Source organism: Sulfitobacter sp. M22, from assembly GCF_021736025.1.
Lineage (GTDB): Bacteria > Pseudomonadota > Alphaproteobacteria > Rhodobacterales > Rhodobacteraceae > Sulfitobacter > Sulfitobacter litoralis.
The window spans coordinates 1-23,272 of record NZ_WMEC01000001.1; the positions used below are offsets into that span (position 1 = coordinate 1).

At 58.9% G+C, this 23,272-nt stretch carries 25 protein-coding genes; 19 read left to right on the forward strand and 6 right to left on the reverse strand.

Annotated elements, in window-relative coordinates:
- Positions 1–156: 156 nt before the first annotated feature.
- Positions 157–1,275 carry a Do family serine endopeptidase gene (locus GLP52_RS00005; RefSeq protein WP_237271267.1) on the reverse strand — a complete coding sequence of 373 codons (1,119 nt, stop codon included), beginning with the start codon at positions 1,273–1,275 and terminating at the stop codon, positions 157–159.
- 157 nt (positions 1,276–1,432) lie between these two features.
- Here GLP52_RS00005 and GLP52_RS00010 point away from each other — a divergent pair, with 157 nt between their 5' ends.
- The 6 genes from GLP52_RS00010 to GLP52_RS00035 all read left to right on the forward strand — a co-directional run bounded on the left by GLP52_RS00010 (position 1,433) and on the right by GLP52_RS00035 (position 7,176).
- Positions 1,433–2,104, forward strand: a complete 672-nt coding sequence (locus GLP52_RS00010) for a winged helix-turn-helix domain-containing protein (protein WP_093731821.1) — start codon at positions 1,433–1,435, stop codon at positions 2,102–2,104.
- Positions 2,101–3,444, forward strand: a complete 1,344-nt coding sequence (locus GLP52_RS00015; RefSeq protein WP_093731822.1) for a sensor histidine kinase — start codon at positions 2,101–2,103, stop codon at positions 3,442–3,444. Before GLP52_RS00010 ends, GLP52_RS00015 begins: the two co-directional genes overlap by 4 nt.
- Positions 3,445–3,554: 110 nt before the next feature.
- Positions 3,555–4,970: a cytochrome ubiquinol oxidase subunit I gene (locus tag GLP52_RS00020; protein ID WP_237271268.1), complete on the forward strand. Its 1,416-nt coding sequence runs from the start codon at positions 3,555–3,557 to the stop codon at positions 4,968–4,970.
- A gap of 10 nt (positions 4,971–4,980) precedes the next feature.
- Positions 4,981–5,988 (forward strand): cytochrome d ubiquinol oxidase subunit II, encoded by a 1,008-nt coding sequence (cydB, locus tag GLP52_RS00025; protein WP_237271269.1) that lies wholly within the window; start codon positions 4,981–4,983, stop codon positions 5,986–5,988.
- A complete protein-coding gene (locus GLP52_RS00030; protein WP_237271270.1) occupies positions 5,988–6,098 on the forward strand; it encodes a DUF2474 family protein in 111 nt (36 codons plus the stop codon). Before cydB ends, GLP52_RS00030 begins: the two co-directional genes overlap by 1 nt.
- A gap of 115 nt (positions 6,099–6,213) precedes the next feature.
- Positions 6,214–7,176, forward strand: coding sequence for an NADPH:quinone oxidoreductase family protein (locus GLP52_RS00035; RefSeq protein WP_237271271.1), 963 nt, complete (start codon positions 6,214–6,216; stop codon positions 7,174–7,176).
- Here the strand turns inward: GLP52_RS00035 and GLP52_RS00040 are convergent.
- Positions 7,173–8,153 (reverse strand): DMT family transporter, encoded by a 981-nt coding sequence (locus tag GLP52_RS00040; protein WP_237271272.1) that lies wholly within the window; start codon positions 8,151–8,153, stop codon positions 7,173–7,175. The genes GLP52_RS00035 and GLP52_RS00040 overlap by 4 nt on opposite strands.
- Positions 8,154–8,258: 105 nt before the next feature.
- Here GLP52_RS00040 and GLP52_RS00045 point away from each other — a divergent pair, with 105 nt between their 5' ends.
- From GLP52_RS00045 to GLP52_RS00090, 10 genes are all read left to right on the forward strand, one after another.
- Complete coding sequence (locus GLP52_RS00045) at positions 8,259–8,783, forward strand: CoxG family protein (protein WP_237271273.1); 525 nt, start codon at positions 8,259–8,261, stop codon at positions 8,781–8,783.
- 65 nt (positions 8,784–8,848) lie between these two features.
- The gene (locus GLP52_RS00050; protein ID WP_093731829.1) at positions 8,849–9,778 is read left to right on the forward strand and encodes an ABC transporter ATP-binding protein; all 930 of its coding nucleotides are present in this window, start codon (positions 8,849–8,851) and stop codon (positions 9,776–9,778) included.
- The gene (locus GLP52_RS00055) at positions 9,775–10,536 is read left to right on the forward strand and encodes an ABC transporter permease (protein WP_093731830.1); all 762 of its coding nucleotides are present in this window, start codon (positions 9,775–9,777) and stop codon (positions 10,534–10,536) included. Before GLP52_RS00050 ends, GLP52_RS00055 begins: the two co-directional genes overlap by 4 nt.
- Before the next feature lie 52 nt (positions 10,537–10,588).
- Positions 10,589–11,386, forward strand: a complete 798-nt coding sequence (locus GLP52_RS00060; protein ID WP_093731831.1) for a S49 family peptidase — start codon at positions 10,589–10,591, stop codon at positions 11,384–11,386.
- A gap of 173 nt (positions 11,387–11,559) precedes the next feature.
- The gene (locus GLP52_RS00065; protein ID WP_093731832.1) at positions 11,560–12,513 is read left to right on the forward strand and encodes a calcium/sodium antiporter; all 954 of its coding nucleotides are present in this window, start codon (positions 11,560–11,562) and stop codon (positions 12,511–12,513) included.
- Between the two features lie 11 nt (positions 12,514–12,524).
- Entirely contained in the window at positions 12,525–13,304 is a 780-nt protein-coding gene (locus GLP52_RS00070; RefSeq protein ID WP_093731833.1) for an SDR family oxidoreductase, read from the forward strand.
- 284 nt (positions 13,305–13,588) lie between these two features.
- The gene (gene uvrC, locus GLP52_RS00075; protein WP_237271274.1) at positions 13,589–15,454 is read left to right on the forward strand and encodes an excinuclease ABC subunit UvrC; all 1,866 of its coding nucleotides are present in this window, start codon (positions 13,589–13,591) and stop codon (positions 15,452–15,454) included.
- A gap of 121 nt (positions 15,455–15,575) precedes the next feature.
- Entirely contained in the window at positions 15,576–16,241 is a 666-nt protein-coding gene (pgsA, locus tag GLP52_RS00080) for a CDP-diacylglycerol--glycerol-3-phosphate 3-phosphatidyltransferase (RefSeq protein ID WP_093731835.1), read from the forward strand.
- Entirely contained in the window at positions 16,241–16,486 is a 246-nt protein-coding gene (gene moaD, locus GLP52_RS00085) for a molybdopterin converting factor subunit 1 (RefSeq protein WP_138922662.1), read from the forward strand. The genes pgsA and moaD overlap by 1 nt, the downstream gene beginning before the upstream one ends.
- 1 nt (position 16,487) lies before the next feature.
- Positions 16,488–16,931: a molybdenum cofactor biosynthesis protein MoaE gene (locus tag GLP52_RS00090; protein ID WP_093731837.1), complete on the forward strand. Its 444-nt coding sequence runs from the start codon at positions 16,488–16,490 to the stop codon at positions 16,929–16,931.
- A gap of 16 nt (positions 16,932–16,947) precedes the next feature.
- On the opposite strand, the gene GLP52_RS00095 is transcribed toward GLP52_RS00090, so the two are convergent.
- From GLP52_RS00095 to ubiA, 3 genes are all read right to left on the reverse strand, one after another.
- On the reverse strand, positions 16,948–17,274 hold the full coding sequence (locus tag GLP52_RS00095) for a hypothetical protein (protein WP_005849689.1): 327 nt from the start codon (positions 17,272–17,274) through the stop codon (positions 16,948–16,950).
- 1 nt (position 17,275) lies between these two features.
- A complete protein-coding gene (locus tag GLP52_RS00100) occupies positions 17,276–19,174 on the reverse strand; it encodes an OmpA family protein (protein ID WP_237271275.1) in 1,899 nt (632 codons plus the stop codon).
- Between the two features lie 63 nt (positions 19,175–19,237).
- A complete protein-coding gene (gene ubiA / locus GLP52_RS00105) occupies positions 19,238–20,212 on the reverse strand; it encodes a 4-hydroxybenzoate octaprenyltransferase (RefSeq protein WP_237271276.1) in 975 nt (324 codons plus the stop codon).
- A 12-nt stretch (positions 20,213–20,224) separates the two neighbouring features.
- Here ubiA and GLP52_RS00110 point away from each other — a divergent pair, with 12 nt between their 5' ends.
- The 3 genes from GLP52_RS00110 (at position 20,225) to GLP52_RS00120 (ending at position 23,003) form a co-directional block, all read left to right on the forward strand.
- A complete protein-coding gene (locus GLP52_RS00110; RefSeq protein WP_237271277.1) occupies positions 20,225–20,947 on the forward strand; it encodes a 16S rRNA (uracil(1498)-N(3))-methyltransferase in 723 nt (240 codons plus the stop codon).
- Between the two features lie 97 nt (positions 20,948–21,044).
- A complete protein-coding gene (locus GLP52_RS00115; protein ID WP_237271278.1) occupies positions 21,045–21,572 on the forward strand; it encodes a hypothetical protein in 528 nt (175 codons plus the stop codon).
- Between the two features lie 60 nt (positions 21,573–21,632).
- Positions 21,633–23,003 (forward strand): glutamate--cysteine ligase, encoded by a 1,371-nt coding sequence (locus GLP52_RS00120; RefSeq protein WP_093731842.1) that lies wholly within the window; start codon positions 21,633–21,635, stop codon positions 23,001–23,003.
- On the opposite strand, the gene GLP52_RS00125 is transcribed toward GLP52_RS00120, so the two are convergent.
- Positions 23,000–23,272 (reverse strand): hypothetical protein, encoded by a 273-nt coding sequence (locus GLP52_RS00125; protein WP_237271279.1) that lies wholly within the window; start codon positions 23,270–23,272, stop codon positions 23,000–23,002. The genes GLP52_RS00120 and GLP52_RS00125 overlap by 4 nt on opposite strands.

Genomic DNA, 23,272 nt, shown 5'->3' on the forward strand with positions numbered 1-23,272 from the left:
GCGGCCTCGGGCTTTAACTAAACGAAAACCACCCCCGACGGTTCGCTGTCGGAGGTGGTCTGCCGCACCATGGGGACGTGTGGTGCGCACCCGCCGCGTTGGGGCACGCAGGCGGGTAGATCCAGCAAGGAACGAGGTAAGCTTGCTGGAAAAGGTTTACGCCTTTTGATCCGCGAGAGTGCCAATGGTGACAGCGCGGGTCACTTCTTTGCCCTTATGCAAGACAACCACATCGGCTTTTGCATCGGGATCGGTTTCGGCGACCGCACGGGTCAGGTCGCGCAGTTCCTTGATCTCTGTGCCGTTGAACGACAGGATGATATCGCCTTTTTCAAGACCGGCTTTCTTGGCGGGGCTGTCATCGCCGATGGCTTCGATCACGGCACCTTTCGGTGCATCATAACCCAGCACCTGCGCGACCTCTGCCGTCATCGGGCGGATCTGCACGCCAAGCCAGCCACGGGTGATTTCCCCGTCGTCGGACAGGTCGGCCACGATGTCCTGCACCAGATCGGATGGTACGGAAAAGCCGATTCCGACGGAGCCGCCATCAGGCGATAGGATCGCCGTGTTCACGCCAATCACTTCGCCGGCGTTGTTGAACAGGGGCCCGCCCGAGTTGCCTCGGTTGATGGCGGCATCCGTCTGGATAAAGTCGTCATAGGGGCCCGCGTTGATATTGCGCGATTTGGCCGAGATGATGCCAGTGGTGACCGTGCCACCCAGACCAAAGGGGTTGCCCATGGCGACCACCTCGTCGCCGACGCGCATGTCATCGGACGACCCGAATTTCACCGCCGGAAGGTCCACGTCCGCTTCGACCTTGAGCACGGCGATATCGGTCAGCACGTCGCTGCCGACAACTTTGGCATCAAAGCTGCGCCCGTCGGCGAGTTTGACCTTAACGGTATCGGCACCTGCGACAACGTGGTTGTTCGTCACGATGGCCCCGTCCTTGGACACGATGAAACCGGACCCAAGCCCGTGCATCGGCTGCGCACTGGTCGGCCCTTGTGGCATCAGTTGTTCAAACCGTTTGCGCAGTTCTTCGGGCATGCCTTCGGGTAGTTGCACTTGCGCGTTGGCTTGTTCAGCGGTGCCTGTCACTTCGATGAAGACGACGGCGGGCGAGATTTCTTCGACCAGATCGGCATAGCCGCCAGCGGGTACGGCCAACGCGGCTGTGGGTGCAAGCGTCACCGCCGAGGTCGAGGCAAGGGCCGCTGCCAGTACAAACGGTGCGGCACGGCGGGGGGAGGAAAAGAGAGATGTCATATGGGGTTCCTTCGTCTTCAGGGATGACACCTAAATGGCAGCCCATTCTAACAGCGCGTTTCTGTCCGCTATACAAATGTGTTAACTTGCCTCTCGCGGGTGGCAGCGCGCCCTATATCAGGTATCCAAGGATCAACGCTGCAATGGACCCCTGCTTATGAAACTGCTTGTCGTCGAGGATGATGCCACCACCGGATCCTATATCGCGCGGGGTCTGCGCGAAGAGGGGCATACCGTCGACCTTGTCGCCGAAGGGCGCGAAGGGCTGATACAGGCGACGTCGGGCAGTTATGATGTGCTGATTGTCGACCGGATGCTGCCGGAGATCGACGGGCTGACGTTGGTCAAGACCTTGCGCGGTGCGGGGAACCTGACACCGGTATTGTTTCTGACTGCCATGGGCAGCGTTGATGACCGTATCAGTGGGCTGAATGCAGGCGGCGACGATTATCTGGTCAAGCCCTTTGCCTTTGGCGAGCTTTCTGCCCGTGTCACCGCTCTTGCGCGCCGTCCGCAGGCGATGGAGCAGGAAACCGTGCTGCGTGCAGGCGACCTTGAAATGCATTTGATCACCCGCAAGGTGACCCGTGCCGGACAGGAAATCGACCTGCTGCCCCGTGAATTTGCTCTGCTTGAACATCTGCTGCGCCGCAAGGGCAGGGTGCAGACCCGGACCATGTTGCTTGAAGCGGTCTGGGACATCAGCTTTGACCCGATGACCAACGTGGTCGAAACCCACATCAGCCGGCTGCGTGCCAAGGTCGACAAACCATTTGACCGCGAGCTGATCCAGACCGTGCGCGGTGCTGGCTACCGGATTGACGGATGAGGTCGCGTCTCGCGCAGCTCTGGCGGTCTATGCCGGTGCGGCTGGCGCTGCTGCTGGTGTTGCTGTTCTCGACCGTCAGTCTGATGGGGTTAGCGGCCAGCTATGCGGTGACGCAAAATTCGTTTGAAGCCGCAATTCGTGCTGACCTTGAACAGGATATCGCGGGGTTTCGCGCCGCCCCCAATGCCCGCGCGGTGGCCCTGCTGGTCGACGCTGAATCGCGTGATGCCGATCCTAGCCGCGTGGTGCTGAGCTATATCACCCCCTCCGGTCGCATCTATGGCAACGGGGCCATCGCCCGTGATGACGAAGGCTATCACATCGTGTCGCTGGCCGAAGGGCGGGCGGAATATGACGGGGTTTATCTGTCGCTGACAACGCGGCTTTATGGCGGGCAGCTGACCGTCGCGCGTAGCCGCGCACAGATCGAAGGGCTGCGCACGGTGTTCCTGAATATCCTGCTGATCAGCCTGCTGCCCACGGTGCTGGTCGCCTTGTCGGGGGGGCTCTATCTGGCGCGGCGCAGCAAGCGGCATGTGGATGTCATCGGGCGTACGCTGGATGATCTGACGACCGGCGACCTTGCGGCACGCGTGGCCGTGTCGCCGGGGTGGGCGGATGATTTGCAGCGCATCGGCAGCAAGGTAAACCAGATGGCGGGCGCGCAAGAGGCGCAGACCCAGATGCTGCGGCAGGTATCGTCAGACATTGCCCACGACCTAAAGACCCCGATCCAGCGGGTGGCCGTGCATCTGGATGATCTGGCCCGTACCCTGCCCGAAGACACGGACGAAGGGGCCTTGCTGGCCAAAGCGCAGGACGAGGTTGCGGGGATCGCTTCGGTATTCCAGTCGCTGCTTCAGATTGCCTCGGTCGAGGCAGGGTCGCCCAAGACGCATTTTGCCCCCGTTGATCTGAACCGGCTCTGCCTAACCCTGACGGAGGTTTATGACCCTGCCGCCGCTGCAAAAGACCAGACATTAGACAGTGTTGTACCCGACGCGCAGCTGACCGTGGAGGGGGACAAGAACCTGCTGGGGCAGATGATGTCGAACTTGCTGGAAAATGCGATGCGCCACACCCCTGCGGGCAGCGAGATTACCCTAACGCTTTACCGCGCCAACGACCGGCCGGTGATCGAAGTCGCTGACAATGGTCCCGGCATCCCCGAACACGCCCGCACCAAGGTGTTGCAACGGCTGTACCGTCTGGACGCCAGCCGCCACACGCCGGGCAACGGCTTGGGGCTGAGCCTTGTTGAAGGCGTGGTCAAGCTGCACGGTGGACAGATTGCGCTGCTCGACAATGCGCCGGGGCTGCGTGTGCGCATCACGCTTTAACCCCTCGGCCTTGTGCGGCGATTTGAGCATGTGACATATGCTCGGTGCGGCGCTATCTAGGGTGTAAGGGCCAAACCCCTTGTTTTTGGCCATACATTACGAGGTACGACATGCTTGATGGGTTTTCCGCCGAGGTTCTGGCACGGGTCCAATTCGCCTTTACCGTTTCGTTTCACATTATCTTTCCGGCATTCTCGATCGGGTTGGCCAGCTTTCTGGCTGTCGTGAACGCGCTTTGGCTTTGGACCAAGGACGAGACCTATCGGGTCCTTTTCGACTATTGGAAAAAGATCTTTGCGGTCGCCTTTGGGATGGGCGTCGTGTCGGGCATTGTCATGTCGTATCAGTTCGGGACCAACTGGTCGGTCTTCTCGGATAAGGCGGGGCCGGTGGTCGGACCGTTGATGGCGTATGAGGTGTTGTCCGCCTTCTTCCTCGAGGCCGGTTTTCTGGGAATTATGCTGTTTGGCCTGAAACGCGTCGGACCGGGGTTGCATATGTTTGCCACAGCGATGGTGGCCTTTGGCACCTTGCTGTCGGCCACGTGGATCCTGTCGGTGAACAGCTGGATGCAGACCCCCGCGGGCTATGGGATCAATGATGTGGGGCAGTTCATTCCGCTGGATTGGTGGAAGATCGTGTTCAACCCGTCCTTCCCCTACCGTTTACTGCACATGGTGCTGGCGGCCTATCTGACCACGGCGCTGGTCGTGGGGGCCGTGGGCGCGTGGCATTTGCTGAAAGACAATCAGGGGCCGGCGTCGCGGCGGATGTTCTCTATGGCGATGTGGATGCTGCTGTTGGTCACGCCCTTGCAGTTCGCGGCGGGTGATTTTCACGGCATCAACACGCTAGAGCATCAGCCCGCCAAGGTGATGGCGATGGAGGGGCACTTTGACAGCCACCCTGAGGGCGCGCCGCTGATCCTGTTCGGCATACCCAATCAGGCAGAAAAACGGGTCGATTATGCGATCGAAGTGCCAAAACTGTCGTCGCTAATCCTCAAACACGACTTGAACGCACCGCTGGACGGGTTGGACACGATCCCCGACGAGGACGAACCTCCCGTTGCGATCGTTTTCTTTTCGTTTCGCGTCATGGTGGGCTTGGGCTTTGCCATGCTGGCGTTGGGCCTTTGGGGCGGCTTCGCCCGCTGGCGCGGCAAACTGCATAGTTCGCCTATGTTACACCGTGCGGCGATCGTCATGGGGCCGATGGGCTTTGTTGCAGTGGTGGCTGGATGGATCACAACCGAAGTCGGGCGCCAGCCCTTTACCGTCTATGGTCTGCTGCGCACCTCCGACAGCCTTGCGCCCGTCAGCGCACCTGCGGTTGGCGCGTCGCTGATCGCTTTCATCGTGGTCTATTTCTTCGTCTTCGGGGCGGGGGTGTTCTATATTCTCGGGTTGATGCGCAAACGTCCTCATGTGGGTGCCAAGGGAGAGATCACCGATGGCCCCGTTCGGGCTGCCGGTACCACCACTGTGGCGCAAGACAAGAGCCAAGATATGGCAGAGCAAGAGTAGGAAACAGCAGATGTTTGGATTAGAACTTTCGTTTATCTGGGCCGGCATCATCGCGCTTGCGGTGCTGATTTATGTCATTCTCGACGGGTTTGACCTTGGGGTCGGGCTGCTGTTCCCGCTGTCCAAGGACGAGGGCGAGCGTGATGTGATGATGAACTCTGTCGCGCCGATCTGGGACGGGAACGAGACGTGGCTGGTTCTGGGCGGTGGCGGCTTGTTTGCCGTGTTCCCGCTGGCCTATGCCACCGTTATGCCCGCGCTTTATATGCCGATCATCCTGATGCTATTGGGGCTGGTCTTTCGCGGCGTCGCCTTTGAATATCGCTGGCGCACCATCCGGGGTAAACCGTTGTGGGATATCTCGTTTTTCGGCGGATCGCTGGTGGCCTCCATGTGTCAGGGGATCGCGCTTGGGGCTTTGGTCCAGGGGATAGAGATCGAAAACCGCGCCTATGCGGGTGGTTGGTGGGACTGGCTGACGCCGTTTTCAGTGCTGACCGGTTGCGCCGTCACCGTGGGCTACGCGATGCTGGGTGCCACATGGCTGAACATGAAGCTTGAAGGGCGTATTCAGGCGCATATGCGGCGGTTGGCCTGGCCGTTTGCCATCGCAACGCTGGTGTTCATGGGGCTGGTCAGCCTTTGGACGCCCTTCTTGAATGACGCGTTCTTTGGCCGCTGGTTCGCCTTTCCGACGGCGATCTTCAGCATTCTGGTGCCCGGTCTTGTAGCCGCGGCGATCTATGGCCTGTTTCACGGGTTGCAACGCCATTGGGATCTGACGCCGTTTCTGTGTGCGCTAGCGCTGTTCGTGCTGGGCTTTATCGGGATCGGGATCAGCTTTTACCCCTATATCGTGCCCTCTTCGCTGACCATCGTCGAAGCCGCTGCCCCCGACAGCAGCCTTAAATTCGCGTTGGTGGGCACGTTGGTTCTGCTGCCGATGATCCTGTCTTATACGATCTATACCTACTGGGTCTTTCGCGGGAAAATCGACCCCGAAGAGGGATACCACTGATGCGACGCAGTTGGATGGCACGCACAGGCTGGTTTGTACTGATCTGGGTGCTGAGCGTCGCAGTGCTTGGGGTTGTGGCCTACGGTATCAGGTTGATGGTCATCCCCTGAGGGGCTCAAGACGGGGCGCATTTGCCGTTGGGTAATTTCGCGAGAGCCGGAGCAGGGGGTTGCAAAGCCGCCGACGCTCTGGCCCTTTTGCGTTGAATAACCCAAGGAGCCCCCCATGCGTGCCATGCAAGTCACCGCTTATGATCAGCCTTTGTCAGAGCAAGAGCTGGAAATGCCCGTGCCCGCCGCTGGCGAGGTGCTGATCAAGGTCGAAACCTGCGGCCTTAACTTTGGCGATCTGTTGATGATCAAAGGCACATACCAGCAAAAGCCCGATCTGCCCTTTACACTGGGGATGGAACTGGCGGGCAGCGTTGCCGCCGTGGGCGAAGGGGTTACCGATCTTGCCGTCGGTCAGCGTATCGCGGCGTATAGTGGTCTGCTGGGGCTGGCGGAATATGCGGCCATTCCCGCCAATGTTTGCGTGCCGATTCCCGATGACATGCCATCCGAGCATGCCGCGGCTTTTCTTGTGGCCTATGGCACCAGCCATGTGGCGCTGGACTATAAGGCGCGGCTGAGACCTGGTGAACGACTGCTGGTGCTGGGGGCCTCGGGCGGGGTGGGTCTGACCGCGGTTGAGCTGGGCAAGCTGATGGGGGCAGAGGTCATCGCCTGCGCCCGTGGGGCCGCCAAGCTAGAGATTTGCCGCGCCGCCGGTGCGGATCATCTGATTGATTCAGAAACGGATGACATCCGCGAGGTGGTCAAATCCTTGGGCGGGGCGGATGTGGTCTATGATCCTATCGGGGGCGACCAGTTCAAAGCCGCCCTGCGTGCCTGCAACCCCGAAGCCCGTATTCTGCCGCTTGGGTTTGCCTCGGGCGAGGTGCCGCAAATCCCTGCCAATACCTTGTTGGTCAAAAACATCGATGTGCTGGGGTTTTTCTGGGGCGGGTATAAGAACTTTAAACCGCAGGTGCTGACCGACAGCTTCAAGGTGCTGATCGACTGGTATAGCTCGAGCAAGATAAAGCCCCATGTCAGCCATGTATTGCCGTTGGATCAGGCGAACGAAGCGCTGGATTTGCTGCGCACGCGCAAGGCGACGGGCAAGGTCATCGTGCAGGTCAGCTAGTGGCGCCGCCCCGTCGGTGACTTGACCGCGACCTTAGCTTTCTGCCGTTCGCGCAGGAACACGAACAGACCAGATCCGAGGATCAGGCCGATGCCAACCCAGACCTCCCACACGGGCAAGTCGCCGAAAATGACCAGCCCCCAGAGCACGGCCAGTGGCAGACCGATATATTCAAACGGCGCGACTGTGGCGGCGTCGGCGATGCGGTACGCTTGGCTGAGGCAGTATCCGATGACCGCCGCATTGCACCCGAGGGCGAGGAAAATCCATGCGTCACCTGCGGCAGGCCAAACCCAAGCGCGCAGCAAAAACACCATCGACGGCGTGCTGTCGGTCGCGACAAAGCTGCCATCCCCCGCGACCAAGAAAAAGCCGAGCGACACACACAGGAACACGCCTTGAATATAGACCGACAAGGCGGACGCTTTGCTATGCACCCCCAACTTGCGTGTCATCAGCTGGTTCAGCGCATAGGTCAACGCCGACACCACAGGCAACAACAGCACCAACCGCGAGGCCTGTAGCGCCTGCGCATCGGCCCAAGGGCGCTGCATGATGATTACGCCGACGAATCCGACGGCCACCGCGCTGAGCCGCATGACGCCGACCTTTTCGCCAAGGATCGGGATCGACAACAGCGTGATGAACAGCGGGGCAACAAAGAACAGCGCCGTGGCATCTGCCAGCGGCATCGCGGCGAGGGCTAGGAAAAATGTCATATTGGCGATGACCACCAGTAACCCGCGCAGCAGATGCCAATGGGCCTGACGGGTCTTTAGAATACGCCAGCCGCCCTCGACCTGCACCAAAGCCAACCCAACGATGATGCCGATCAGGGCCCGCGCAAAGACGATTTCATGCAGGGGATAGCCCCCTGACAGTTGCTTGATCAGCATGTCGTTGATCGAAATCGCAAATACCCCCGCAAGGACAAAAGCGATCGCGGCACCGGCGCGGTTTTGTACGTGTACTTCCATCTCACCGCTCTACCATGTCGCGAAATCCTGTCCAGCGCGTTTCGCCTTGGCGTCGTCAATTGAACTGCGCTAGGCTGTGGCAAAACCTTCAACGGAGAGCGCCCCATGAAAATGTCAGAGACCCGCCAGATCGCAGCCAGCCCGGCCGAAGTATACGCCGCGCTGCTGGACCCTGACATGTTGATCAAATGCGTGCCGGGGGCGACCGAAGTCACGGGCTCCGCCGAGGAAGGGTTCGAGGCGACGGTTGTGCAAAAGGTCGGCCCCGTCAAAGCGACGTTCAAGGGGCAGGTCACCATGACCGATATGGTGCCCGACCAGTCGATCAAGATCAGCGGCGAAGGTAAGGGCGGGGCCGCGGGCTTTGCCAAGGGCGCGGCGGACGTGTCGCTTGCCCTTGTCGATGGCGGCACCGCGCTGACCTATGACGTCGAAGCCAAGGTGGGTGGCAAACTGGCGCAGCTTGGCAGCCGGATCATTGACGGGTTTGCCAAAAAAATGGCGGATCAGTTTTTTAATAACCTGCAAGAGACACTTGAAGGCCCCGCGGAGGCGGTATCTGCCGAGGCCGTTGAAGGGGCGGAGGCATCTGCAGAGAAAAAGGGCTGGTTCGGTCGCAGCAAAAGCTGACGGGTTGGGCCTGTTCACTCTGCCGTAATCAGTCTAGTTTCCGGCCAACAACACCGGAGACGCCAATGCCCGACATCGTAAAGATTACCGACCTGCGCAAGGCCTATGCAGATGGGTTCGAGGCGCTGAAAGGCGTGTCGCTGAACATCCGTGAGGGCGAGATTCTTGCCTTGCTTGGCCCCAATGGCGCAGGAAAAACGACCCTGATTTCAACGGTATGCGGAATTACAACCGGCACTGGCGGCAGCGTTACGGTGGGCGGTTTTGACACGGTCACCGAATACCGTGGCGCACGCTCGATGATCGGGCTGGTCCCGCAAGAGATCAACCTTGAACCCTTCGAGAAAGTCATCAGCACTGTGCGCTTCTCGCGCGGGTTATTCGGTAAGCCCAAAGATGATGCTGCAATTGAGAAGATTCTGCGGCAGCTGTCGTTGTGGGACAAAAAAGACAGTCAGATTCGTGCCTTGTCCGGTGGGATGAAGCGGCGCGTCCTGATCGCCAAAGCATTGGCGCATGAACCTCGGGTCTTGTTCCTTGACGAACCCACCGCCGGTGTCGACGTCGAGCTGCGCCGCGATATGTGGAACATCGTCGCCGATCTAAAGGCCAGTGGCGTCACCATCATTCTGACAACCCACTACATCGAAGAAGCCGAGGCGATTGCCGACCGGATCGGTGTGATTGCCCACGGCGAGCTGCTGTTGGTCGAGGATAAAGACAAGCTGATGTCGCGTATGGGCAAAAAGCAACTGGTCGTCCAACTGACCCAGCCGATTGACGCAATTCCCGCAAGCCTTGCGTCTGATGCGCTGACCCTGTCTGGCGACGGGCACGCGCTGATCTATTCCTATGACACGCGGGCAGAGCGGACGGGGATTACGAAGCTCCTATCTGACGTGGCGGCTGCGGGCTTGGTTCTGTCTGATCTAGAGACCTCGCAAAGCAGTCTCGAGGATATTTTCGTCGATCTGGTAAAGGAGGACGCGGCATGAACTGGATCGCAGTCAAATCTATCTATGCATTTGAAATGGCGCGCTTCTTTCGCACTATCACGCAAAGCTTGATCTCGCCAGTGCTGTCCACATCGCTGTATTTCGTGGTGTTTGGTGCCGCCATCGGCAGCCGTATCCAAGAGGTCGAGGGCATCAGCTATGGTGCGTTTATCGTGCCCGGTTTGATCATGCTGAGCGTCATCACGCAGTCGATCTCGAATGCGTCCTTTGGGATCTATTTCCCCAAGTTTATCGGCACGGTGTTCGAGCTTTTATCTGCGCCCGTTAACTTTATCGAAATTGTTTGCGGATATGTCGGGGCAGCGGCGACGAAGGCGTTGTTTATCGGGGTGATCATTCTGATTACGGCGTTTTTCTTTGTAGATATCACCATTCAGCATCCTATCTGGATGGTGACCTTTCTGGTGCTGACCTGCATCAGCTTTTCGTTGATGGGATTCATCATCGGTATTTGGGCGGGCAACTTTGAACAGTTGCAGCTTGTCCCGTTGCTGATCGTGACGCCTTTGGTTTTCCTTGGGGGGTCATTCTATTCGATCTCCATGCTGCCGCCGGTGTGGCAGGTGATCTCGCATTTCAACCCTGTGGTCTATCTGATCTCGGGCTTTCGCTGGGCATTCTTCGGATCGGCAGATGTACCAATTGTGACCAGCTTGTTTGCCATTGCAGGCTTTACGGCGCTGTGTTTGGCGGTGATTGGCTGGATTTTCCGGACCGGCTGGCGGATTAGGCAGTAAGTCTCGCGTGGCCTCCTTGTTTGCCGGTATGGTGCACTCTACATGGGAAGGTATGAGAAAATACCTTCCCTTTTTGGCCTCCCGCCCGACGGTTTCCGTGGTGCGGTTGTCTGGTGTGATTGGTGGCCGCACACGCGGTGGCCTGAACGACAGCGGTATCGGCCCTGCCATCGATAAAGCCTTCAATCGCGGTAAGCCCGCTGCTGTCGTGCTTGAGATCAGCAGCCCCGGTGGCAGCCCTGTCCAATCTTCGTTGATCGGCGCGCGTATCCGTCGCTTGGCCGAGGAAAAGAACATCCCTGTCATCGCCTTTGTCGAAGATGTCGCGGCATCTGGCGGATATTGGTTGGCTGCGGCGGCAGATGAAATCTATGCCGATCCCAGCTCTGTTTTGGGGTCGATCGGTGTCATTTCGGCATCTTTTGGCGCGGACGAGTTGATCCAGCGCCATGGGGTTGAACGGCGGGTTTATACCGCTGGTCAGTCGAAATCGATGCTGGACCCTTTCCGCCCCGAAAAGCCCGAGGACGTCGCGCGGCTGAAACAACTGCTGGACGACATCCACGAGAATTTCATCGACCACGTAAAATCACGTCGCGGCGCAAAACTGGCCCCTGATACGGATCTTTTTACTGGCGAGGTATGGCTGGCGAAGCGTGCAACCGAACTGGGCTTGATCGATGGCATCGGTCATCTTCGGCCGATGATAAAACAACGTTTTGGCGACAAGGTGAAATTCAACCGCTACGGCACGAAGAAGGGGCTGTTGTCCCGCTTTGGCGCGCAGGTCATCGGCGACGCGGTAGACAGTATCGAAGAACGCGCGGCCTATGCGCGGTTTGGGCTCTGACGCATGATCTTTAAAATTGTCTTATTGTTTCTGGTCGCCATGGGCACGCTTGCATGGTTCGGAAAAATGCACTGGCTAGGCAGCAAGCGTCTGAGCCAGACGAAATGTAACAATTGTGGACGCTATCGCATTGGGAAATCTCCGTGCGGATGCGGGGGTAAACGCGGATGATTATGCCTTGGGTTCTAAGTGTTTTGGGGCTGGTGATTTTGTTGCTGGCCGGGGATGCGCTGGTAAAAGGGGCGGTGAACCTGTCCCTGCGCCTTGGCGTGCCCGCTTTGATCGTCAGCCTGACGATTGTCGCTTTCGGGACGTCTGCGCCTGAACTGCTGGTGTCGATTAAAGCGGTGTTGGATAATGCTCCGGGGATCGCTCTGGGCAACGTTGTGGGGTCGAACACGGCGAACATTCTATTGGTGTTGGGCGTGCCGGCCTTGTTAGCCACGATGCACACATCTGAATGCAACACCCGTAAAACCTTCAACATGATGATCATCGCCTCGCTTTTGTTTATCGCGCTTGCCATGCGCGGTGTGTTTGATCTGTGGGCCGGTTTCATCCTGTTGGGGGCGTTGGCCTTTGTTCTGTTCGATATGTACCGTGACAGCAGAAAGCACCGCCACGCTTGCAAGGGCGCTGACGTCGGTGATCTGGACGAGCCCGAGGGGGCAGACCCTGATATGCCGGGCTGGCGTATCGCTGTGTTTCTGGTGCTCGGGCTTGTGGGGCTGCCGCTTGGTGCAGGACTGCTGGTCGACAATGCGTCGATCATCGCACGGGCGTATGGTGTGAGCGATACGGTCATCGGTCTGACGCTCGTGGCCATCGGCACCTCGATGCCAGAGCTTGCGACGACCGTGATGGCCGCGCTCCGGCGTCAGGCTGATATCGCTTTGGGGAACGTGATCGGGTCGAACCTTTTCAATCTTCTCGGCATCATCGGGGTGGCGAGCCTTGTGGGACCGATCACTGTTGATCCGGAATTCTTGCGGATTGATCTGTGGGTGATGTTGGGTGCGTCCCTTATGTTGATCCCCTTTGTTTATCTGCGGCGTGATATCACCCGCCTCTGGGGCATCCTGCTTTGCGCTATTTATGCAGGGTATATGGCGGCGATTTTGCTCTAAAGAGGTGCGATATGAAACATGCGTTGGTAACCGGAGCAGGGGCGCGCCTTGGACGTGCGATGGCGCTGTATCTGGGCGATCGCGGATATGATGTCGCGGTGCACTACAACAGTTCATCCGTAGCGGCTGATGAGGTCGTAGCTGCGCTGAAAGCCAAAGGTCAACGCGCCGTGGCCTTGCAGGCTGATCTGCTGGATGAAGCCGCCACGCAGGCGCTGCTTACCCGTGCAGCAGAGGCGCTTGGCGGACCGATTACCTGCCTTGTGAATAACGCGTCGATCTTTGAATATGACAATATCTCAACCGCGACCGAGGAGAGTTGGCATCGACATATCGGGAGCAACCTGCGCGCGCCTTTTGTCCTGACCCAAGCCATGGCCGCCCAGAACCTAGAGGCCAAGACCGACGCGCAGGGCGAACCTTTCGCGGCGGGCTTGATCGTAAATATGTTGGACCAACGTGTGCGCAAGCTCACGCCAGAGTTCATGACCTATACCATCGGCAAGATGGGGCTGTGGGCGTTGACGCAGACATCTGCGCAAGCGTTGGCACCAGTGATACGGGTGAACGCGATTGGGCCAGGGCCAACCCTGAAAGGGGCCAAGCAGACGGACGCTCATTTCGCCGGTCAGCGCGCGAAGGTGATTCTTGAGCGCGGGGCGAATCCCGCGGATATCACTGCTGCATTGGGCTATTTCCTTGATGCACCGTCGGTAACGGGGCAGTTGATTTGTACCGACGGGGGGCAGCACCTAGGCTGGAAAACACCCGACGTGCAAGGGCTCGAATAGGCTTTCCAGTAAAGTTTTGCACTGCCGCGACAGCCGAAGCGAAACTGTTACAAAAAGGATCGCATTATCAGTGGGTTGCAAGGTGTTAATTAAAATTATGATATATTTCAATGACTTAAAAGCGTGCCTAAATTTTAGGCAAACACCGAAAGGCCCAATGTTACATGGGGATTTTGTATTTCCATGAAAGTTATCTGCAAGGTTATCCACAAGAGTCGTGGGTATGTTTAACCTTGTTTCGCCATTAACACTGTTGCAGCCAAAAGTTCCGGACGCTCGAATCAATGTCAGACGCTAACAAAAACCGGAAGACCGGCCATCAGGTGATTCATTCGTACCTCAAAACGATTGACGGCTCGCCCGGCGTGTACCGCATGCTAGATTCGGAAAGCCGTGTTCTTTACGTGGGGAAGGCGCGGAACCTGCGCGCACGCGTCAGCAATTACGCGCGCCCGTCAGGGCATTCGGGGCGGATCGCGCGGATGATTTCGAACACCGCGTCGATGATGTTTCTAACCACGAAAACAGAAACCGAAGCGCTGCTGCTCGAACAGAATTTGATCAAGCAGCTCAAGCCGAAGTTCAACGTGCTGCTGCGCGACGACAAAAGCTTTCCCAATATTCTGGTAACAGCCACCCATGATTATCCGCAGATCAAAAAGCACCGCGGGGCCAAGAAGGAAAAGGGCAATTACTATGGCCCCTTTGCCAGTGCCGGTGCCGTCAACCGGACGCTGAACCAGCTGCAACGGGTGTTTCTGCTGCGCGATTGTTCCGATGCTATGTTCGAAAGCCGTTCGCGCCCTTGTCTGCAGCATCAGATCAAACGCTGTTCTGCCCCTTGTGTGGGTAAGATTTCGCCCGACGAATATCGCAAAACCGTGCAGGACGCCGAGAAATTCCTGAACGGCAAATCGACTGATATTCAAGGGCGGCTTGCTTCCGAGATGGCGCAGGCTTCTGAAGCGATGGAGTTTGAACGCGCCGCTGCATTGCGGGATCGCATCAAAGCCTTGACGCAAGTACAAACAGCCCAAGGTATCAACCCGCAAGGGGTGGCCGAAGCCGACATAATCGCGCTGCATCTGGATCAGGGGCAGGCCTGCGTGCAGGTCTTCTTTATCCGTGCCAATCAGAACTGGGGGAATCGCGACTACTACCCCCGTGTCGGACCCGACGTGGATGCCGCCGAAGTGCTGGAGGCCTTTATTGGCCAGTTCTATGACACCCGTGAGCCGCCGCGTCAGCTGATCTTGTCGAATGAGATCGAAAGCCCTGACCTGATGGTCGAAGCGCTGTCGGGCAAACTGGGGCGCAAGGTTGATATCGTGGTGCCCCAACGCGGCGAGAAGGCGGAACTGGTGGATGGGGCACTGCGCAATGCCCGCGAATCCCTTGCGCGCAAATTGGCAGAGACTGCGACCCAGACGAACCTTCTGAAAGGCATCGCCGACGCCTTTGGTCTGCCGGGACCGCCCCAACGGATAGAGGTCTACGATAACTCGCACATTCAGGGCACAAACGCCGTCGGGGGAATGATCGTCGCCGGCCCCGAAGGGATGATGAAAAACCAGTATCGCAAGTTTAATATCCGCGGCGATGACCTGACGCCGGGGGACGATTTCGGCATGATGAAAGAGGTACTGACGCGCCGATTCAAGCGGCTGTTAAAAGAGGATCCAGACCGCAGCCTTGGCATGTGGCCAGACCTGCTGCTGATCGACGGCGGGGCAGGGCAGGTGAGCGCTGTCGCATCGATCATGCGCGAATACGGGGTCGAAGATATTCCGATGGTGGGCGTCGCCAAGGGCGTGGACCGCGATGCGGGCAAAGAGGAATTCTACCGTGTGGGACAGCGGCCCATGGCGCTGCGGCACAACGATCCGGTGCTGTATTTCATTCAACGTTTGCGCGATGAGGCCCACCGGTTCGCCATCGGCACGCACCGCGCGAAACGCGCGAAAGCCGTTGGGGCAACGCCACTGGACGATGTGCCTGGTGTCGGTGCGGCGCGCAAGCGGGCCTTGCTGGCACATTTCGGATCTGCCAAGGCGGTGGGGCGCGCCAACCTGAGCGACTTGAAGGCTGTCGATGGCGTGTCAGTAGCTTTGGCTGAACGAATTTATGCGTTTTTCCATGAACGCGGGTAGTTTGGGGTTTCGGCCTTCGGGTGGCGGTAAGGGCGGGACGCTCCGCGGGGAGTTTACTTTGCAAAATGAAGGCGATGTCTTGGCACTTTCCCCTGTCGTCTTGGCGCTGTAGGGTGACAGAATGAAGTGGAATATCCCAAATATCCTGACGCTGATGCGTCTTGTCGCAGCCCCGAGCGTGGCTGTGATGTTCTTGTATTTTACGCGACCCTATGCGGACGCTCTGGCGATGTTCCTGTTCATTGCCGCAGCGGTGACCGATTGGTTTGACGGCTATCTGGCGCGCGCCTGGGGGCAAGAGACCAAGCTTGGTACCATGCTTGATCCGATTGCCGACAAAGCGATGGTGGTGATCGCGCTGATGGTGATCGTCGCCTTCTCAAGCTGGTCGCCGTGGTTGGTTTTGCCCGCCACCGTGATCCTGTTCCGCGAAGTTTTCGTTTCCGGCCTGCGCGAGTTTCTAGGCGATGTGTCGGGCACATTGAAGGTGACAGCCTTGGCCAAGTGGAAGACCACAGCACAGATGGTTGCGATTGCGGTTTTGTTTGGTCAGGGATTATTCGAACACTATTTCGGCATGTCGATCTTCGGCATGGATAACGCGATGGTCAGCGCTATTCTTTCGGGCGAGGAAGAAGACGTTCTGGGACTGACATGGAAGTTCCACGGAATGATCTGGGCCGGCCGTGTCGGGCTTGTTCTGCTGTGGATTGCAGCGGCGCTGACGGCAATCACCGGCTATGATTACCTTCGCAAATCCCTGCCCCATTTGGTGGAGCCACGCTGATGAATATTTTGTACTTTGCATGGGTGCGCGAACGCATCGGTCTTCCCCGCGAGAAGGTAGAGACAACTGCCCGCACTGTCGCGGAGTTGGTCGACGAATTGCGCGCCCGCGAGGAACGCTATGCTGTCGCGTTTTCCGATCTTGCTGGCCTTCGGGTGGCAGTGGATCAGCAGCTGACCGATTTTGACGCGTCGTTGGAAGGTGTTCGCGAAGTGGCATTTTTCCCGCCGATGACAGGGGGCTAGGATGAAAATCTCGGTTCAGGACGCCCCGTTCGATCTGGGACAAGAAACGCAGGCGTTCGCCGCCGGTCACCGTGATATGGGCGCGATTGTGACGTTTACGGGAATCGTGCGGGATCTGCCCGATGATCCGTTAAAAGCGATGGAGATCGAACATTACCCCGGCATGACCGAAGCGGCCCTGACCGAGATGGCAGAGACCGCGATGGCCCGTTTTTCGCTAGGGGATGCACTGGTCATTCATCGGTTCGGTCGGTTGCTGCCCGGCGAGATGATCATGATGGTCGCCACGGCTGCGCGGCACCGCAAGGATGCGTTTGAGGCAGCAGAGTTTCTGATGGACTACCTGAAATCGCGCGCGCCGTTCTGGAAGCGCGAGATTACCGAAAAGGGTGCGGATTGGGTGGCGTCCAAATCAGAGGACGAAGACGCGCTGGCACGTTGGTAGCGGACCAGCCGGGTCCTTAGCTGGCCTGCTGGCGATCAATATAAGCGCGCATTTCTTCCGCCTCGTGGCGTGCATCACGTAGCCCGTCCATCGCGGCACGCAATTCTGCTTCGGTCTGGTTAAGCTGGTTGGTCAGCTCGGCCTCGCGCTGTTGCAGATAGGTGATTGCCTGATCGCGGGTTTCTTCCGCTTCGTGCAATTCCTGGCTCATCCGATCAAGCTGCGCGACATCGTCTGCGGCAACGCGGGTGAACCGGTGCAGTAGCCAGTTGGCGAACCATCCAAGACAGAAGGCGACGAATAGGATAATCGCTGTCGCGATGACAAATTCGGTTCTGCTCATGTTAGTTGCCTTCTTGGGTCTGGTCGGATGGTGTGCCTGTATCGCCTGTATCCGCGCCGTTTTCCAGCGCTGTTTCATCAGAATCCGCAGTCGTTTGTTCATTGATCAATTTAAATTCGATGCGGCGGTTCGCTTCGCGGCCATCCTCGCTATCGTTAGAGGCGACAGGGGAGTCTTCGCCATAGCCTTTGGCAACGAATGAACCGGTGATCACGCGACGGGCACGCAGTTCGTTCAACACCGATTGCGCGCGCGACTGGCTGAGCGCAAGGTTCATTTCCTCGCGGCCCTGACTGTCGGTATAGCCCTGCACCTCAAGTGCAATGTCGCGGCAATCCTTCAGGATTTCAGCGATCTTATCCATCGTCCCAAGGGCCGACGAATCAATCGTGGCACTGCCGGGTTCAAAGTTAATCTTGCCTTGGGCGACGACCTTGGCGATCTCGGCTTCGCATTCCTGTGGCGTGGGCAGTCCCAAAACGGGGTCCAGCTTTTCTTGATAAGTGACTTTGACTTCGTAGTCTTTGCCTTCGCCCAGTTTGCCCGCCAGCAGCGTTGCAATTTGTGTGCTGGCATCAGGGTTTCCGGTGTTGCCGGTGACGCTGACACTGTCGGGGGTGGCGATCACGGTGCCGTTCGCCAGCTTGGACAGCGCATCCAGTGAGGACAGGACCCGGGTCGGCCAATCGGCTGGGAGGTCGTCGACGATGCGCGCGGCGGTATAGACCTTGTCAGAGCCAAAGCTTGCCTTGGCGTAGCTGTCGGCCAGTTCGCGCAGCGCGTCGTCGCTGAGGCGACCGCGCAGCTGCACCTGACCTTCGGGCGACAAGGTGGCGACGAATTCAGGCGGTCCCGCATCGGGGTCTACGGCCTTGGGCAGGCTTGCTTTCAGCGCGAAGACGTCTGGCAGGGCGTTCTCCAGCTCTCCGACTTCACGGTCGAACACGGCGCGTTCGGTGCCTTCGGCGGCAATCAGGCTAATGTCGGCATCGGCAAAGCTGACCGATCCGCCGCCGATTTTGGCAAGGCTGCCAATCGCTTTCTCTACCGCTTCGGCCCAACGCGGACTTGGGACACCAAGCCCCACGGTGCAACGGGCAGAACCGGGGGCCCCGGCTGCGACGGCTGCTTTGAGGATGCGGGCGCTGGCCTGTTCGGTGTCCGCGCTGCAGGCGTCAAACCCGATGCTGCCTTCCTCGATCTGGAAGCGTAGCGTGAAGGGCGTGATCACCGGGCGGGGGGCAGCAATATCCAGTGTGACCACGAGCCCCGAAGGGGCCGCGCGCCTGAGCTGGTTTTCAAGGCGCGCCTTGGCCTCTGCGCTGTCGGAGATGGCGGTGATCGACACACGACCTGCCGCGGCAGAGACTTTGGCGCGGGGCAGCTTTTCCATCGCCGAGATGGCAAATCCAAAGGCGTCCTCCCAGCCGTCGGGGGCCGGGTAGTTCGCGGATTCCAGCAGGTCAGCCACATGGTCCTGACCCGCGATGGATTTGAAACGGTCAATGGCAGCGTCGCGGTCCGTGGTGGTGGGAATCAGCCCGATGATGGACACGCCGGAGTCGTTGCGTAGAATCTCGACCGAGAATTTTGGCGCGGCGATGGCGGCCTGGGCCGTCACCTCCATCTGGTCAATGACTCGCGCGGCATCAACGATCGTGCCGGCCGTGCTGAGCGCATTAAAGCGGGCGACCTCGTTTGGTGCCGTGCCCGACAGCGTGACCTGAAGCCCGTCTGCCTCAACCTCCGCCCATGTCATCTCTTTTACATCAAGGGCATCGCGAACGCCGATCTCGGAGTTCTCCTCGATCAATGTGACTGAAAAGCTTGCCGCCACCAGAGAGACAGATGCTGCAGCGGTAAAGGTCATCGCGATGATCAGGAGTACAGATAGGCGCATAAACTCGTTTCTGAGACCGTTGATATTAGAGGCTTTGATACGCCTGCGGGGGCAGGGGTGCAATCAGGCCAAAAGGGCGGCGGCGAAAAATACCAGCGGGATCATGCCGGTATCGCGGTTAACGCGAAACAACCGTAGAAGTTTATCATTGTCGTTGATGTCGACGCTACGCAGCTGCCATGCCATATGCCAGCCCATTGCCCACGGACCTGACAGCGCGATGATCAACGCCAGAAACGATGCAGAATCACGCAAGGCAAAGATCACGGCCAGCCCCATCAGGCCCACGGTGCCCATCAAAAACCGGCGCAGCCATTGGGCGGTGTTGTCACCGAACAGGCGGGCGGTAGACTTCACACCGATCAGCGCGTCGTCTTCTGTGTCCTGATGGGCATAGATCGTGTCGTAGAACAGTGTCCACGCGATCCCAGCAGCATAGAGCACAACCGCAGGCGCGCCGAGGCTGCCGGTATGGGCGGTCCAGGCCAGCAAAGCCCCCCAGTTAAAAGCGATGCCCAAAAAGACCTGGGGCCACCACGTAAAGCGCTTGGCGAAGGGATAGATTGCGACTGGCAGCAAGGCCAACACACCAAGTGCAATCGCCGCTCCGTTAAAGGACAGTAGGATACACAGCGCGATCAGCATTTGCGCGATCATCCAGCCCAAGGCTCCTTTGACGCTGACCTGTCCCGACGGGATCGGCCGCGACCGGGTGCGTGCAACCTTGTCATCGATATGGCGGTCGGTGATGTCGTTCCATGTGCAACCTGCGCCGCGCATCAACCATGCACCCGCACCGCAGCCGATAAATATCCACAGATCGAACCAGCGCGGCTGCTGGTCAAACAGCATCGCAAGCGTCAATCCCCACCAACACGGCAGCAGCAAAAGCCACGTCCCGATGGGGCGATCCGCACGGCTGAGCCGCAAAAAAGGTCGGGCGAAACGCGGGGCAGAACGGTCGACCCAATTGTCCGCAGGGGCATCGACGACGCGCGCCGCATCATTGCCATCTGGTGTCGGCGAGGTGTCGTGCATATATCTGTGCCCATGAACGCTAAAATCAGACTTTATGTAGATCATCCACTGGGGCAGGGGCAATCCGTTCCTTTGGATAAGGCGCAGGCGCATTACCTCTTTGGCGTGATGCGCCAGGCGGTCGGGGCGTCTATCTTGCTGTTTAACGGCATCGATGGCGAATGGCGTGCCGAGGTCGCCGAGGCAGGCAAGCGCGGTGGCGTGCTGGTCTGTGCCGAGCAGACCAAACCGCTGCAAATGCCGCCCGACCTATGGCTGATTTTTGCGCCGATCAAAAAGGCGCGCACGGATTTCATTGTCGAGAAAGCTGCTGAAATGGGCGCACGTCGTATTGTGCCGGTGCAAAGTGAATTTACCAATGCGGGCCGCGTGCAGCGCGACCGGTTGCAGGCCCATGCGGTAGAAGCGGCAGAGCAATGCGGCGGTACTTTCGTACCCGAGGTTGCTGAAATGGTCCGTTTGGATCGGTTGATCGACAGCTGGGAGCCTGAGCGATCCTTGATGTTCTGCGACGAAGCACTGGCCGGCGAAAAGGGCGATCTGGCATCCGCACAGCCTGGTCCCTGGGCCATTCTGATCGGGCCGGAGGGCGGATTTTCTGTCACTGAACGCAAACGGTTGCACGGATTGGAGTGGACCCGCCCCGTGGCGTTGGGCCCTCGGATCCTACGGGCGGATACCGCTGCGGTGGCGGCGATGACGTTGTGGCAGAAGACCTTGGGGGATTGGACGTGAGCGCCGTGTGTGTGTCGCCTGTCGAAGTGGGGGTTTCACACCCCCACGCCCCCGTGGAGTTTAACGGGCAAAATGAAGCCGGTATCGGGAGAGGGCGATGAGTTTTTTGCGACCTGAGGCAAAGGCAGAACTGTGGCGCTGGCGTGAGGTTCTGGGCGGCATTGCGGTGGCGCTGGTCGGGCTTTGGCTCGTGATGGGGCCAGGGCTGCTGCTGGCGATACCGGGGTATGCGTTGATTCTTGCGGGGGTGGTCTTTGTCTGGATCGGCGGCCAGAGGGCCAGGTTTCGCAAGACCGGGCTTGGCGCAGGCGCAGTGCAGGTGGATGAGGGGCAGATCGCCTATTTTGGACCGCTGACAGGCGGGGTCATCGCCCTTCGCGAGATGGAGCGGCTGAGCCTTGAACGCGGTGCCTATCCAGCCCATTGGAAACTGGAACAACCCGGACAAAATCCCGTGATGATCCCCGTGGATGCGGCTGGCGCAGACGCGCTGTTTGACGCTTTCGCCGCGCTGCCGGGACTGCGCACCGAACGCATGTTGGCGGAATTGGCAGACGACAAGACCCTGTCGGTCGTGATCTGGGAGCGTCGGTCGATGCGCCCGGTTTCGACCCTGTTGCATTGACACCCCGCAGAAATCGCACCATCCCTAAGACCACAGAAATTGAATTCGGAGCCACCCCACATGTCCATCCCTCAATCCGGCGGCGGCCCGATCGAAAGTTACGACCAACTGGTCAATTACCTCGCAGACGGGTGCAAGCCGAAAGAAGATTGGCGCATCGGTACCGAGCACGAGAAATTCGGCTATAACAAAGAGACGCTGTTGCCGTTGCCCTATGAGGGCGACTGTTCCATCCGCGCCATGCTCGAAGGCCTGCGCGACGGTCACGGATGGGACCCTGTCGAAGAAGGCGGCAAGCTGATTGGTTTGGTCAAGGACGGGGCCAATGTTTCGCTTGAGCCGGGCGGCCAGCTGGAACTGTCAGGTGCCCCTGTCGAAACCATCCACGAGACGTGCGACGAGGTGAATGCGCACCTGCGCGAAGTGCGCGATGTAGCAGACCGCATCGGGGCCGGTTTCATTGGTCTGGGCGCTGCGCCTGAATGGTCACATGACCAAATGGATCTGATGCCCAAGGGGCGTTATAAACTGATGAACGAATACATGACCAAAGTCGGCACGATGGGCCGGGTCATGATGCGTCGGACCTGCACCGTGCAGGTGAACCTCGACTTCGGGTCAGAGGCCGACATGGTCAAGAAACTACGTGTGGCATTGGCGTTGCAGCCCGTAGCGACGGCCTTGTTTGCGAACTCCCCCTTCTTTGAGGGCAAGCCCAATGGTCATAAATCCTGGCGTAGCCGTGTGTGGCGCGACCTGGATGCGGCGCGTACTGGCACGTTGCCATGGGTGTTCGAAGACGGCATGGGATTCGAGCGTTGGGTGGAATATGCGCTCGATGTGCCGATGTATTTTGTCTACCGCGACGGCAAATACATTGATGCTTTGGGGCAATCATTTCGTGACTTCATGAAGGGCAAGCTGCCCGCACTGCCGGGTGAGATCCCGACCTTGAGCGATTGGGCGGACCACTTGACCACGGCCTTCCCCGAGGCGCGGATCAAGAAGTTTATCGAAATGCGCGGTGCCGATGGTGGACCGTGGCGCCGGCTTTGCGCGCTGCCCGCGTTTTGGGTGGGTCTGACCTATGACCAGCAGGCGCTGGACGGTGCTTGGGATCTGGTCAAAGGCTGGGATGCTGAAACCCGCGAAGCATTACGCGTGGCGGCGTCTGTTGACGGGTTGCAGGCCAAGGTTGGCGGCGTGAACATGCACGATATTGCGCGCGAAGCCGTGGCCTTGTCAGAGCACGGCCTGAAAGCACGCGCACGCAGCGGCGCAGGTGGCATGGTTCCGGACGAAACCCATTTCCTGAACGCTCTGAAGGAAAGCATCGAGACGGGCAAAGTACCTGCCGACGAGCTTTTGGATGACTATAACGGCAAATGGAATGGCGATCTCAGCCGGATATACGCCGACTATTCCTACTAATCTTCGATGATTAGCCCGCGGATAAAGGCAGTGACCTTGGCCGCGGGCATCTCGCACGGGTAAAGCCGTGTACCGCTGGCGAGGGCATAAAGGTTCAGACTGATATAGTCCGAACCGCCCAACTCCTCGGCAACCAATTTCCAGCTTTTACCTGTATTGAAGGTGTTTTTTGACCAGACATAGCGGCGGGTTTGATATCTGCCGGTGTGGGTGCCGTCGGGCAGCGCGTGGAACGCGGCCAAAAAGCGCGCGTCTACGGTGGCCGTCAC